The organism is Achromobacter sp. ACM04 (assembly GCF_014851465.1).
GTDB classification, from domain to species: Bacteria; Pseudomonadota; Gammaproteobacteria; order Burkholderiales; family Burkholderiaceae_B; genus Achromobacter; species Achromobacter aegrifaciens.
In genome coordinates, this window is sequence record NZ_JACUZS010000001.1 from 1,268,530 (window position 1) to 1,281,782 (window position 13,253).

General features: G+C 65.6%; 11 protein-coding genes. 5 read left to right on the forward strand and 6 right to left on the reverse strand.

The window, feature by feature from the left end:
• The first annotated feature begins 125 nt into the window (after positions 1-125).
• Entirely contained in the window at positions 126-1,160 is a 1,035-nt protein-coding gene (locus tag IB259_RS05900; protein ID WP_192327993.1) for a C45 family peptidase, read from the forward strand.
• 73 nt (positions 1,161-1,233) lie between these two features.
• Here IB259_RS05900 and IB259_RS05905 read toward each other — a convergent pair whose 3' ends face one another.
• The 3 genes from IB259_RS05905 to nudC all read right to left on the reverse strand — a co-directional run bounded on the left by IB259_RS05905 (position 1,234) and on the right by nudC (position 6,337).
• Entirely contained in the window at positions 1,234-4,857 is a 3,624-nt protein-coding gene (locus tag IB259_RS05905) for a hydantoinase B/oxoprolinase family protein (RefSeq protein ID WP_192327995.1), read from the reverse strand.
• Positions 4,858-4,917: 60 nt separating this feature from the next.
• A complete protein-coding gene (locus IB259_RS05910; protein WP_119451594.1) occupies positions 4,918-5,427 on the reverse strand; it encodes a winged helix DNA-binding protein in 510 nt (169 codons plus the stop codon).
• Positions 5,428-5,566: 139 nt separating this feature from the next.
• Positions 5,567-6,337: an NAD(+) diphosphatase gene (nudC, locus tag IB259_RS05915; RefSeq protein ID WP_119451595.1), complete on the reverse strand. Its 771-nt coding sequence runs from the start codon at positions 6,335-6,337 to the stop codon at positions 5,567-5,569.
• Positions 6,338-6,608: 271 nt separating this feature from the next.
• Here nudC and IB259_RS05920 point away from each other — a divergent pair, with 271 nt between their 5' ends.
• The 4 genes from IB259_RS05920 (at position 6,609) to IB259_RS05935 (ending at position 10,790) form a co-directional block, all read left to right on the forward strand.
• Complete coding sequence (locus IB259_RS05920) at positions 6,609-7,583, forward strand: TRAP transporter substrate-binding protein (RefSeq protein ID WP_054454053.1); 975 nt, start codon at positions 6,609-6,611, stop codon at positions 7,581-7,583.
• Between the two features lie 7 nt (positions 7,584-7,590).
• A complete protein-coding gene (locus IB259_RS05925) occupies positions 7,591-8,091 on the forward strand; it encodes a TRAP transporter small permease (RefSeq protein ID WP_042793698.1) in 501 nt (166 codons plus the stop codon).
• Entirely contained in the window at positions 8,084-9,385 is a 1,302-nt protein-coding gene (locus tag IB259_RS05930; RefSeq protein WP_119451596.1) for a TRAP transporter large permease, read from the forward strand. Before IB259_RS05925 ends, IB259_RS05930 begins: the two co-directional genes overlap by 8 nt.
• A 334-nt stretch (positions 9,386-9,719) precedes the next feature.
• The gene (locus tag IB259_RS05935; protein ID WP_054454050.1) at positions 9,720-10,790 is read left to right on the forward strand and encodes a porin; all 1,071 of its coding nucleotides are present in this window, start codon (positions 9,720-9,722) and stop codon (positions 10,788-10,790) included.
• Positions 10,791-10,847: 57 nt separating this feature from the next.
• Here IB259_RS05935 and IB259_RS05940 read toward each other — a convergent pair whose 3' ends face one another.
• From IB259_RS05940 to IB259_RS05950, 3 genes are read right to left on the reverse strand one after another with little or no spacing between them, the layout of a single operon-like run.
• Complete coding sequence (locus IB259_RS05940; protein WP_119451598.1) at positions 10,848-11,555, reverse strand: ABC transporter ATP-binding protein; 708 nt, start codon at positions 11,553-11,555, stop codon at positions 10,848-10,850.
• 4 nt (positions 11,556-11,559) lie between these two features.
• A complete protein-coding gene (locus tag IB259_RS05945) occupies positions 11,560-12,282 on the reverse strand; it encodes an ABC transporter ATP-binding protein (RefSeq protein ID WP_054454046.1) in 723 nt (240 codons plus the stop codon).
• Positions 12,263-13,252, reverse strand: coding sequence for a branched-chain amino acid ABC transporter permease (locus IB259_RS05950; protein ID WP_054454044.1), 990 nt, complete (start codon positions 13,250-13,252; stop codon positions 12,263-12,265). Before IB259_RS05950 ends, IB259_RS05945 begins: the two co-directional genes overlap by 20 nt.
• Position 13,253: the final 1 nt, after the last annotated feature.

Below are 13,253 nucleotides of genomic sequence, written 5' to 3' on the forward strand. Positions count from 1 at the left end.
GTAGGGGCATGATTCCTGGGCTGCGCCGGGGTCTCCGGCACGGCTTACCGCCGATCTTAACGCATACGTCCCCACCCGGCAGCGGCCGGAAAATTTACAATCCGCATGACACCCGGAGGATTCCCATGGCCTACAAACATGTACGCATTGCCGGAAACCGGCGTCAGACGGGCCTCGCGCTGGGCAAGCTGGCGCGGCCCCTGATGGCGACCTACCTGGACCAAAGCCGCACCTGGGACGCGCTGCGGCCATGGCGCGGCCACGCCTTCCTCGACGAGCTGGCGCAACAGGCGCAAGCTGCGCTGCCGGCAATCTGGGAAGAACTGGAAGGCATGGCCGAGGGCCTGCACATGCCGATCGAGGACGTGCTGCTGTGGAACTGCCGCGGCGACCTGCTGCACAGCACCACCGACGGCTGCACGTCCGTCGCGCTGAAAGCGGCCGACGGCACGCGCTGGATCGCACATAACGAGGACGGCGATCCCTATCTGCGCGGGCGCTGCCATCTGGTCGACGTGGCGCTGGAAGACGCGCCCGGCTACCTCAGCTTCTACTATCCGGGCTCGCTGCCCGGCCATACCTTCGGCGCCAACCGCGCCGGACTGGTGCAGACCATCAACAACTTGCGCATCCGGCAGCGGCATCCCGGCGTGCCGCGCATGCTGATGGCGCGCGCGGTGCTGGATTGCACGACGCTGGACGAGGCGCTCGGCCTGTTGCGGGACCTACCGCACTCCGGCGGCTTTCACCACACCCTCGGCGCGGCCGGCGACGCCCGCCTGCTCAGCGCGGAAGTGGCGCCGGGCGAGGTTTCCATCCTGGAGATCGGCACGCGCTACGGCCATGCCAATCACATGGTGCATGCCGACATGGGCGGCATTGCGCAGATCGTCACCGACTCGTCGCGGGCGCGGCAGAACCGCATCGAGGGCATCGTGGACGGCTGGTCCAGCGCGACCGCCAGCGCGGATCTGCTCGCCGCGCTGCACGACACCGAAGGCGAACTGCCTATCCTGCGGACCTCGCCGGATGATCCCGATGACGAGAACACGCTGGCGACGGCGGTCTTTGAAATTGGGGAAGGCGAAGTGACCTTGCGGGTGTATGACCGGAAGGCGAAAGCGGAGATCGTGCTGGATGTGATGTCAGATACGGAGTGAGATTGCCGCCTGACCCATCGACACAACGGCCGCGTCATCACTGACGCGGCCGCTGTCTTTCGGTGCAGACGGATTACACCGCCCCGTACCCGCCGCCTCCCGGGGTTTCGACGACGAAGATATCGCCCGGACGCAGCTGTGCGCTGTCTTGCGGACCCAGTTCCTGGACCGAACCGTCGGCGCGTTCGACCGAGTTGCGTCCCATGGCGCCGGGTTGCCCGCCCGCCAGGCCGAACGGCGCATACAGACGGTTGTTCGACAGGATGGCGGCCGTCATGTCCTCCAGGAAACGGATGCGGCGCACACCGCCGTCACCGCCCGGGTAGCGGCCGGCGCCGCCCGAGCCCTTGCGGATTTCGTAGGATTCCAGACGCACCGGGAAACGGAACTCCAGCACTTCGGGGTCCGTCAGCCGCGAGTTGGTCATGTGCGCCTGCACCAGCGAGGTCCCGGCGAAACCTTCATCGCGAGGACCCGCCGCGTCGATGCGCACAGGACCCGCGCCCGTGCCGCCCGAGATGGTCTCGTAGTACTGATGACGCGCGTTGCCGAACGTGAAGTTGTTCATCGTGCCCTGGCTTGCGGCCAGCACGCCCAGCGCGCCATACAACGCGTTGACGATGCACATGGACGTTTCCACGTTGCCCGCCACCACCGAGGCCGGCGGATTCGGGCGCAGCATCGAGCCTTCCGGCAGGATGATGGACAGCGGCACGAGGCAGCCATCGTTCAGCGGAATATCGTCATTGACCAAGGTGCGGAACACGTACAGCACCGCCGCAACGGCGATGGCGCCCGGAGCGTTGAAGTTGTTGTCCAGCTGGTTGGACGTGCCGGTGAAGTCCACCACGGCGCTGCGCGCCTCGGTGTCCACCTTAACGGCCACGCGGATCACCGCGCCGTTGTCCAGCGGGTACTCGTAGCTGCCGTCCTTCAGCACCGAGATCACGCGGCGCACCGCTTCCTCGGCGTTGTCCTGCACGTGCCCCATGTAGGCCCGGACCACGTCCAGGCCGAAGTGGTCGCACATGCGCAGCAGCTCCTGCACGCCCTTTTCATTGGCGGCGATCTGCGCGTGCATGTCGGCGATGTTCTGGTCCGGATTGCGGGCCGGCCAGCGGCCCGAGCCCAGGATGCCGCGCGCCGCGGCTTCGCGGAACTCGCCGTTCTTCACCAGCTGGAAGTTGGTGAAGAGCACGCCCTCGTCTTCCACCGTCTTGGAATCCGGCGGCATGGAACCCGGCGTGGTGCCGCCAATGTCGGCATGGTGGCCGCGCGAACCGACGTAGAACAGGATCTCCCGCCCATCGCGGTCGAACACCGGGGTGATGACCGTGACATCGGGCAAGTGCGTGCCGCCGTGGTACGGATCGTTCACCACGTAGGCGTCGCCAGGCTGCATGTTGCCGGCGTTGGCGTTCATGACCGTGCGCACGGACTCGCCCATGGACCCAAGGTGCACCGGCATGTGCGGGGCATTGGCGATCAGGCGGGCCTGCGCATCGAAGATCGCGCAAGAGAAGTCCAGGCGTTCCTTGATGTTGACCGAGTACGCCGTGTTCTGCAGGCGGTAACCCATCTGCTCTGCTATCGACATGAAGAGGTTGTTGAAGACCTCCAGCATGACCGGATCGGCCTGCGTGCCGATGGCGCGGCGCTCCGGACGCGCTTCCACGCGGCGGATCACGAAGTGGTCCTGCGCCGTGAGTTCCGCCTGCCAGCCGGCCTCGACCACCGTGGTCTGGTTGGGTTCGGAAATGATGGCGGGTCCCGCCACCACGTCGCCGCCCGCCATGTCCTCGCGCACGTACAAGGGCGTGTCGCGCCAGGCGCCGCCGCTGTACATGCTGACGACGCGGCTGGGAGCCAGCGCGCCGTCGCGCACGCGCGCCGCGGACGCGTCGCCGACGCGCTCGCCGCCGCCCGTGGCTTCGACCGAGATGGTTTCCACCACCAGTTCGCGGTTGGGCATCAGGAAGGAATAGCGCAGGCGGTAGGCCGCTTCGAATTCCTTGCGCGCCTGTTCCAGGTCCGTGTACGCCACTTCCAGCGAGGTGTCCGTGCCGCGGTACTTCAGATGCAGGCGGCGCTGCACGCTGATGTCGCTTTCCGCCACGTGCTGGCGGCGCAGTTCGCCGACCGCCTGGCCGGCCAGCTCGTCGAATTCGCCCTTCAATGCCAGCATCAGTTCGGCATCGAGAACCTTCTCGACCGTCTTCTGGCGCATGTCGGTCTGGTCGGCCAGGCCCATGCCGTAGGCCGACAGCACGCCGCCCAGCGGGTGCGCGAACACCGTGGTCATGCCCAGCGCGTCGGCGACCAGGCAGGCATGCTGGCCGCCCGCGCCGCCGAACACCGTCAGCGCGTACTCGGTCACGTCGTGGCCGCGCTGGACCGAGATGCGCTTGATGGCCTCGGCCATGTTGCCCACGGCGATTTCCAGGAAGCCTTCGGCCAGCTGTTCGGGACTCATTTCGCGGCCAGTGGCGGCGCGCACTTCGTCGGACATGGCCGTAAAGCGCGCCACGACCGCATCGCGGTCCAGAGGTTCATTGGCCTCGGGGCCGAAGACCTTGGGGAAAAAGTCGGGCTGGATCTTGCCCAGGAGGACGTTGCAGTCCGTCACCGCCAGCGGGCCGCCGCGGCGGTAGCAGGCGGGCCCCGGGTTGGCGCCGGCTGAATCCGGACCCACGCGCAGACGCGCGCCGTCGAAATGCAGGATCGAGCCGCCGCCCGCCGCCACGGTGTGGATGCTCATCATGGGTGCGCGCATGCGCACGCCGGCCACCTGGGTCTCGAATTCGCGTTCGAATTCGCCGGCGTAATGCGACACGTCGGTGGAAGTGCCGCCCATGTCGAAGCCGATGACCTTGGGAAAGCCCGCGATCTCGCTGGTGCGCACCATGCCGACGATGCCGCCGGCGGGACCCGACAGAATGGCGTCCTTGCCGCGGAAGCGATGCGCGTCCGTCAGGCCGCCGCTCGATTGCATGAACATGAGGCGGATGCCCGGCAGTTCGCCGGCCACCTGGTCCACATAGCGCTTCAGGATGGGCGACAGATACGCGTCCACCACCGTGGTGTCGCCGCGCGACACGAACTTGATCAGCGGGCTGACCTCGTGCGAGGCCGACACCTGCGGGAAGCCCACTTCACGCGCGATGCGGGCCGCGATGCGTTCGTGCTCGGGCGCATGCCAGGCGTGCATGAAGACGATGGCCACGGCGCGGATGCCGCTGTCGTAGGCGGCCTGCATGGCTATGCGCAGCGCTTCCTGATCCAGTTCGCGGATCACCTCGCCGTCGGCGGCCACGCGCTCATCCGCTTCCACCACGGACTCGTAGAGCATCTCGGGCAGGACGACATTTCGGTCGAACAGGCGCGGACGGTTCTGGTAGGCAATGCGCAGACCGTCGCGGAACCCCTTCGTCGTGACCAGCAAGGTGCGCTCGCCCTTGCGTTCCAGCAAGGCGTTGGTGGCCACCGTGGTGCCCATCTTCACGCACTCGACCTGGTCGGCGGGCACGGGCTGGCCGGGCGCGATACCCAGCAACTTGCGGATGCCGGCCACGGCTGCGTCGCGGTACTGCTCGGGGTTTTCCGAGAGCATCTTGGCCGTGGTGGTCGTGCCGTCGGGGCGACGCGCCACGATGTCGGTAAAGGTACCCCCACGGTCAATCCAGAATTGCCACTTCATAGCTGTCCTTGCAAACAAAGGGTCGCCGCGGCGCCTGCGGCCGCGCACGGGTAAACGGAATCAGAGAGAGGTCGCCGCGCGGGCCGCCTGGTCGTACAGGCCGGACAACGCGCGCAGCGTATGCGCCAGCTGGCGGCTGAAGTCCAGCCCGCCCCCGCCCGGCGCGTCCAGACCGGCGGTCAGGCATTGCTCGCGGACCTCGGCATAGCGCTTGAGTATGGCCGCGCCTTCCGGGGTCACGCTGTAGAACACTTCCTTGCTGCTGCGCTCGCCCTTGACCACGCCCAGGCGGTCGAGTTTCTTCAGCGCGTAGCTGACGATGTGCGTGTCCTCGACATTCAGCGTGAAGCAGATGTCGGCCAGCTTCTTGGGGCGCTCGCGGTGATAGACATGATGAAAAACCATCACGTCGGTGGGCGTCAGGTCGGGCAGCCCTGCCGCCGCCATGCAGCGCACGGTCCAGCGGTCGAAGGCGTGGCTGGCGATCATCAGACCGAATTCCACTTCGGAAAGGTCGGGCGCGCTGCCGCCGGCCAAATGGGCCGACGATGCAATCAAAGTGGGGGTCATGGAAGACGCAAGCCGAGTTTATCTGAATGAAATACTAATAATTTATCTATATTTCATCAATAAAAAATACGAACAAGACGCCGGAAATCCCCTCTTTCAAGGGAATACCCCTACAGGACTACAGCCGAAACAGGCCGTCTTAAGGCGCCGACCAGCCCATGGGCAGGTTCGCCCGGATCAACCACCCCGCGATGGAAATCCGCGGCGCGATATCGGGCATGGGGTCGCCGGGACCGAACCAGCGCGCATCGGCGATCTCGTCTTCCTGCACGCGTATGTCGCCGGACACGTAGTCCGCTGTGAACGCGACCATGAGCGAATGCGGGAACGGCCAGGACTGGCTGCCGAAATACTGCAGGTTGCCGACCTTCAGGCCGACTTCCTCGTGGACCTCGCGGTGGATGGTCTGCTCGATGCTTTCGCCGGGTTCGACGAAGCCGGCCAGCGCGGTATAGCGCGAGGTCGCGGTGGTGGTATGGCGTGCCAGCAGGATGCTGTCGCCCTTGCGGATCAGCACCATCATGGCGGGCGAAATGCGCGGATAGGCCGAAAAACCGCAGGACGGGCAACGCAGACAGAATTCGGTGGGCACCCGCTCCGCCGGCGTACCGCAGACGCCGCAGAACCGGTGCGTGCGCGCCCATTCGGCGATCTGGTAGGCGCGTCCGGCCAGCGCCATGCGCTCGTCATCCAGTACGCCAAAGAGCGAACGCAGCTTCCTGAACGCATAGCCTTGCGGCGGCTCCACGCCCGGATCCACGTGCACGGTGCGGTACGGCGAACCGGGCAGCGTCCAGATCGGCTGCAGGGCCGTGGCCGCCACGCCTATCCGTACACACAATGCAGTGTCCGGCAGGACGGCCGAAGTCTCTTCCACCAACAACTCATCACGACGAAAAACGAAGTTCACACATGCCTCGGCATCACGCTTTCGATAGCGCAATGTTAGAAGAAAAACGGCTGCCGCAATGCGTTTGCGCAAAGATTGAACCCTCAATGATCGGCAGTGCGCACGCCTGTTAGGAATAACCCGTAAAGACGCGATTTCGCGCGCCCCGCCGCCGCATAGCAACATAGAATGGCACGGCTTTTCAGCTGCGCGTCATCGCCGCGGCGCTCTCTTTTTCGCAATGCCTATCGGGCACAACCCGGCTTCACCATTCGCAAAGAAGGACCCACCCATGCACAAGAAAATCTCCCTGCTCGCCGGCAGCATCGTCCTGGCGTTCAGCGCAGGCGCACAGGCCCAAACCAAATGGGATCTGCCCACGGCCTACCCGGCCAGCAACTTCCACGTCGAGAACCTGACCACCTTCGTCAAGGACGTGGACACGCTGTCCGAGGGCAAGCTGAAGATCACGCTGCACAACAACGCCTCGCTGTACAAGGCGCCCGAGATCAAGCGCGCCGTGCAAGGCAACCAGGCGCAGATCGGCGAGATCCTGCTGACCAACTTTGCGAACGAAGACCCGATCTACGAACTGGACGGCCTGCCCTTCCTGGCCACCGGCTATGACGCGTCGTTCAAGCTCTACCAGGCGCAGAAGCCCTTCCTCGAAAAGAAGCTGAACGCGCACGGCATGACGCTGCTGTACGCGGTGGCCTGGCCGCCCCAGGGCATCTTCGCCAACAAGGACATCAAGCAGATCAGCGACATGAAGGGCCTGAAGTGGCGCGCCTACAGCCCGGTGACGGCCAAGATCGCCGAACTGGTCGGCGCGCAGCCCGTCACGGTGCAGCAGGCTGAATTGGCCCAGGCCATGGCCACCGGCGTGATCGATTCTTACATGTCCTCGGCGTCGACCGGCTACGACACCAAGACCTACGAGTACATCAAGAAGTTCTACGACACCCAGGCCTGGCTGCCGAAGAACGCCATCATCGTCAACAAGAAGGCGTTCGACGCGCTCGACCCCGCGGCCCAAGCCGCCTTGAAGAAGGCTGGCGCGCAAGCCGAGGAACGCGGCTGGAAGCTGTCGCAGGAAAAGAACAAGTGGTATCAGGCGGAACTGGCCAAGAACGGCATGGAAACCATCCAGCCCACGGTTGAGCTGAAGGAAGGCCTGTCCGTGATCGGCAAGCGCATGCTGGACGACTGGCTGAAGAAGGCTGGCGCCGACGGCCAGGCCATGATCGACGCCTACAAGAAGCAGTGATATTTCCATGCGCCGCTTTCTAGATGGTCTTTACGGCGCGGCCGGCCTGCTGGCCGGCCTGTGCACGATCGGCGTCCTGGTGTCGGTGCTGGCCGCGATCATCGCGCGCCAGCTCAGCATGAACATACCCGGCACGGACGCCTATGCCGGGTATTTCATGGCCGCCGCCGGGTTTCTCGCCCTTGCCAGTACGTTCAAGCACGGCGAACACATCCGCGTGACGCTGCTGCTCAATTCGCTCAAGCCCGCCGCGGGTCGCAAGCTGGATATCTTCGCCCTGGCGGTCGGCTGCCTGCTGGCGTCCGCCTTCGCGTTCTTCAGCATCAAGCTGACCTACGACTCCTGGCAGTTCAACGACATCTCCACGTCCAACGACGCCACGCCGCTCTGGATCCCCCAGCTCAGCATGGCCGTGGGCACGGTGCTGTTCCTGGTCGCCCTGATCGACGAGCTGATCCGACGCTCACGCGGCCTGGCCGCCGCCACTTCGCAGCAAACCCATGAATGAACTACTCGTCATAACCCTATTGGTCGTCTCGATCTTCGCGCTGCTGGGCTGCGGGGTCTGGGTCGGCCTGACCCTGGCGGGCACCGCCTGGATCGGCATGGAGATCTTCTCCAGCCGGCCCGCGGGCGATGCCATGGCCGTCACCATCTGGGGCGCGTCCTCCAGCTGGACGCTGACCGCCCTGCCGCTTTTCCTGTGGATGGGCGAAATCCTGTTCCGCACGCGGCTGTCCGAAGATCTGTTCAAAGGGCTCGCCCCCTGGCTCAACCGCCTGCCCGGGCGGCTGCTGCACACCAACGTGATCGGCTGCGCCATCTTCGCGGCGGTCTCGGGCTCGTCCGCGGCGACCTGCGCCACGGTCGGCAAGATGACCATCCCGGAACTGACGCGCCGCGGCTACCCCGAGGACAAGATCCTGGGCACGCTGTCGGGCGCCGGCACGCTGGGCCTGCTGATCCCGCCTTCCATCATCATGATCGTGTACGGCGTGGCGGCGGACGTGTCCATCGCCAAGCTGTTCATCGCGGGCATCGTGCCGGGTATCTTGCTGGCCTTGCTGTTCATGGGCTACATCGCCTGGTGGGCGATCCGCAATCCCGGCCAGGTTCCCGCGGCCGACCCCGGCCTGACGTTGCTGGAGAAGCTGTCGCGCTCGCGCCATCTGATCCCCGTGATGCTCCTGATCGGCGCAGTGCTGGGCTCCATCTATACCGGCATCGCCACCGCCACGGAAGCGGCGGCCGTCGGCGTGGTGGGCGCGCTGATCCTCTCGGCGCTGCAGGGATCGCTGAACCGCTCCACCTTCATGCAGTCGCTGCTGGGCGCCACCCGGCTGTACTGCATGATTGCGCTGATCCTGGCGGGCGCGCAGTTCCTGACGCTGGCCATGGGCTATATCGGCCTGCCGCGCGCGCTGGCCGAATGGATCGGAGGCCTGGGCCTGTCGCAGTTCGGGCTGATCATGGCCTTAATGGTGTTCTTCATCGTCCTGGGCTGCTTCCTGGACGGCATCTCCATCGTCGTGCTGACCATGGGCGTGCTGCTGCCCACGGTGCAGGCCGCCGGCATCGACCTGATCTGGTTCGGCATCTTCATCGTGTTCGTTGTAGAAATGGCACAGATCACGCCGCCGGTCGGGTTCAACCTGTTCGTGCTTTCCGGCATGAGCGGCAAGGAGCTGCCCTACATCGCGCGCGCCTCGCTGCCTATGTTCTTCCTGATGATCCTGGCCGTGCTGCTGCTCTATGCCGTGCCTGGCATAGCGACATGGCTGCCGCTGCACATGACGCTGTAGGACGACGTCACCCGGAAAACCCCGTTTCTGAAACGGGGTTTTTTTTCGCCAGGGCTGGCGCCCTACCCGCTCCCCCTGTTTTGCCGTCCTGTAAACCAGGGAAAACTCCAAAAAACAACAGGTGTTGTTCGTGCCCCAGTTTTTCTAGAATTCCCAGGCGCTGCTACGTTGCAACATTACAGCGTATATGTGCATATGCGGCCATCGCCCGGACCCGCGCTTACCGTAAGCGTCGGTGCGACGGCCCAGCGCCTGACGATCCGCCAGGCGCAAACAGCCGGGCCAAAAGCCCGGCGCCACTAAAAAATAGCGCTACCCAGGAGGAGCCCCCAGCATGAAACGCATTACCCTATCCCTCGCCCTTGCAAGCCTGGGCCTGGCCGCCGGCGCGGCCCAAGCCGAAACCAGCGTCACCCTGTACGGCATCGCCGACGTCAGCATCCGCTACCTGAGCACCAGCGCCGGCAGCGTCGGCCAAGACGGCAGCCGCGTGTCGATGGAGAACGGCGCCATCTCCAACAGCCGTTGGGGCCTGCGCGGCTCCGAAGACCTGGGCGACGGCAACCGCGCCTTCTTCCGCCTGGAAAACGGCTTCAACATGCAGAACGGCCGCGGCTCGGATCCGTCCAAGACGTTCAGCCGCCTGGCCTACATCGGCCTGGACGGCGGCAACATCGGCGCGCTGACCCTGGGTCTGCAGAACACCCCGATGTTCGACCTGCTGGCTGACTACTTCGACCCGCTGACCGTGGGCAACTACGACCAGAACGCCTGGCTGCCCGCCGCCATGTCGCGCGTGCGCACCAACAACATGACCAAGTACTCCAACACCATCGGAGACCTGGCTTTCGTGCTGTCCTGGGCCAACGGCGACGACTACAACGACCACAAGGCCGGCCAGCAGTACGGCGCCAGCCTGCGCTACACGGTCGGCAAGCTGGGCCTGGGCGCTGCCTATCAGCAGACCTACGACGGCACGGATTCCGATCTGCGCCAGCGCGTCTGGAACCTGAACGCCTCCTACCAGTTCGAAGCCGCCAAGGTCTTCGCCGGCTACTACAACGGCCGCGACGAAACCGGCTGGGTCAACGCCGTCATGGGCGGCGAACAGGCGCCCGGCCTGAATCGCAAGGACAACGGCTACTTCGCCGGCGTCACCTGGCAGGCCACGCCGCGCTGGGCCATCACCGGCGCCGCCTACTACGACCAGAGCAAGAACGTGGTCGAAGATGGCGACAAGGGCAAGCGCTACGCGCTGGTCGCCGTGGCCGAGTACTCGCTGTCGAAGCGCTCGCAGATCTACGGCACCGTCGACTGGAACAAGGTCAACGATGCCGCCAGCGGCGAAATCGCCGGCAAGACCAGCCAGCTCGGCGCCGCAGTGGGCTTCCGCCACATCTTCTGATGGCAGTCCGCGCCGGACGCCATGTGCGTCCGGCGCGGTTTCGTCACGCCCCCATCCTCACATCCCCAGATACGCCTTGCGCACCTCGTCCGAGGCTGCCAGTTCCGCCGCTTCGCCCGACAGCGCCACCCTGCCGCTCTGCATCACGTAGGCGCGCGCCGCGACTTCCAGCGCCTGGGCCATGTTCTGCTCCACCAGCAAGACCGACAGGCCGTCGTCGCGGTTCAAGGCGGCCAACGCGTCGAATACCTGTTCCACCAGCAGGGGCGACAGGCCCAGGCTGGGCTCGTCGATCAGGAGCAGGCGCGGCCCGCTCATCAGCGCGCGGCCGATAGCCAGCATCTGCCGCTCGCCGCCCGACATGGTTCCGGCCAGTTGCGTGCGACGCTCCTTCAGGCGCGGGAACAAGGCATAGACCCGCTCCAGGCGTTCCCCGTACACGCGCTCATCGCGCACCGTATAGGCGCCCAGGCGCAGGTTCTGTTCCACGGGTTGGCGCGCAAAGACGCGGGCGCCTTCGGGGATCATGGAAATGCCCTGGGTCACCAGCCTGTCCGGCGGGGTGCCAGTGATGTCCCGGCCTTCGAAAATTACCCGGCCGCTCTTGGGCTTGACCGACCCGACGATCGCCATCAGGGTGCTGGATTTGCCCGCGCCGTTGGCGCCCAGCAGCGCAGCGATTTCGCCCGGCCTGACCTCCAGCGACAAGCCGCGCACCGCCTGCACGCCGCCGTAGGCCACGCTCAGGTCTTCCACTTTCAGCATCGCATCAGGCACGGTGCTTTCTCCCCAGATAGGCTTCGATCACAGCCGGGTCGCGCACGATTTCCTGCGGCGCGCCCTCGGCGATCATCTGGCCGAAGTTCAGCACCAGCACCCTCTGCGCCAGCCGCATGACCACCTCCAGCACATGCTCCACGATGATGAGCGTGACGCCCGACGCGTGGATGCCGCGCAGGATCTCGGACAGGGCGATGGCCTCGGCCGGATTCAGGCCGCCCGCCACTTCGTCCAGCAGCAGCATGCGCGGCTCGGTGGCCAGCGCCCGGGCCAGTTCGACCCGCTTCTGTCCCGCCACATTGAGTTCGGACGCCCTCACGTCGGCGCGCTCGGCCAGGCCCACCAGTTCCAGCACACGGGCCGATTCGCGGCGTGCGTCCTGCAGGCGCGGATGGCGCAACAGCGCGCCGACCATGGCGTTTTCCAACACCGTCATCTGTCCGAAGCTGCGCGGGATCTGATAAGTGCGCACCAGGCCCATGGCAGCCACCTGTTCGGGCCGCCGGCCTATCATCGACTGGCCATCGAAGGTCACCGAGCCTGAGGTGGGCTCGTGGTGCCCCACCAGACCGTTGAACAAGGTGCTCTTGCCCGCCCCGTTCGGGCCGATGATGGCGACGATCTCGCCCGCCTCGACCGACAACGAGATGTCCTTGTTCGCGACCAGGCCGCCGAATTGCTTGGTCAGGTTCTTAACGTCCAGCAGAGCCACGGCGCCTCCTCAGTGTGACCAGCCCGCCCGGCAGGAACATGGTGACCAACAAAATAGCCAGGCCGAAAACCAGCAGGTCCAGGCCCATGCCCGAACTGCCCCACAGCACGCGCGTGCCCTCGGATAGCGGCAGCAGCACGGCCGCGCCCAGCCACGGGCCGATCAGCGTGCCGACCCCGCCCAGGATGGTCACCAGCACGACCTGCACCGACATCGTCAGGTTGAACATGGATTCCGGATCGATGAAGCCCACGTACATGGCGAAGAAGCCGCCCCATACGCCCGTCATGCCCGCCGACATCACGAAAGCCAGCATCTTGTAGCGGTCCGCAGGCACGCCCAGGCTGCGCGAGGCCGCCTCGTCGCCGTTGATGGCGCGCCAATAGAAGCCGGTCTTGGAATGCACCAGGAAGAACGTGGCGCAGAAGGTCAGGAAGGCCAGGCCCACCGCGATCCAGTAGTACGGCACCTTGCTGCGGAACAGCAGCATCCAGGCGGCGTCGCCGATGGGCGCCTCCAGGCCGACCGCGCCGCCCGCCCATTCCCAGTTGATCATCAGCAGCAGGCCGATCTGCAGCAGCGCGATGGTGGCCATGGCGAAATAGTGGCCGGACAGCCGCAGCGTAGGTCCGCCCACCAGCCAGGCCAGTCCGGCGCTGATCAGTCCGCCCAGCGGGATGCCCAAGAGCGGCGTGAGCTTCAGATGGTGCAGGAGCAGCAAGGTGGTGTAGCCCCCTACTCCCACGAACACGCTATGGCCAAACGAGATCCGCCCCAGGAAGCCGCCCACGAGGTTCCAGCACGCGCCCAGCGCGCCGAACATGATGGCCAGCAGCAGCACCTGCAGGGTGAAGGCGTCCTTTACCACCAGCGGCACCAGGGCCATCAGGATGGCGGCCACGGCCGCGGCCAGGACCGGCCATTTGGGCACGCCGGCGGACGGGGTATCGATGTTGTCTGTCTTGTTCATC

Excerpts from the sequence above, each read along its gene's own strand:
- IB259_RS05900 (WP_192327993.1), top strand. The coding sequence starts at position 126 with ATGGCCTACAAACATGTACGCATTGCCGGAAACCGGCGTCAGACGGGC.
- IB259_RS05905 (WP_192327995.1), bottom strand. The coding sequence starts at position 4,857 with ATGAAGTGGCAATTCTGGATTGACCGTGGGGGTACCTTTACCGACATC.
- IB259_RS05910 (WP_119451594.1), bottom strand. The coding sequence starts at position 5,427 with ATGACCCCCACTTTGATTGCATCGTCGGCCCATTTGGCCGGCGGCAGC.
- IB259_RS05920 (WP_054454053.1), top strand. The coding sequence starts at position 6,609 with ATGCACAAGAAAATCTCCCTGCTCGCCGGCAGCATCGTCCTGGCGTTC.
- IB259_RS05925 (WP_042793698.1), top strand. The coding sequence starts at position 7,591 with ATGCGCCGCTTTCTAGATGGTCTTTACGGCGCGGCCGGCCTGCTGGCC.
- IB259_RS05930 (WP_119451596.1), top strand. The coding sequence starts at position 8,084 with ATGAATGAACTACTCGTCATAACCCTATTGGTCGTCTCGATCTTCGCG.
- IB259_RS05935 (WP_054454050.1), top strand. The coding sequence starts at position 9,720 with ATGAAACGCATTACCCTATCCCTCGCCCTTGCAAGCCTGGGCCTGGCC.
- IB259_RS05940 (WP_119451598.1), bottom strand. The coding sequence starts at position 11,555 with ATGCTGAAAGTGGAAGACCTGAGCGTGGCCTACGGCGGCGTGCAGGCG.
- IB259_RS05950 (WP_054454044.1), bottom strand. The coding sequence starts at position 13,252 with ATGAACAAGACAGACAACATCGATACCCCGTCCGCCGGCGTGCCCAAA.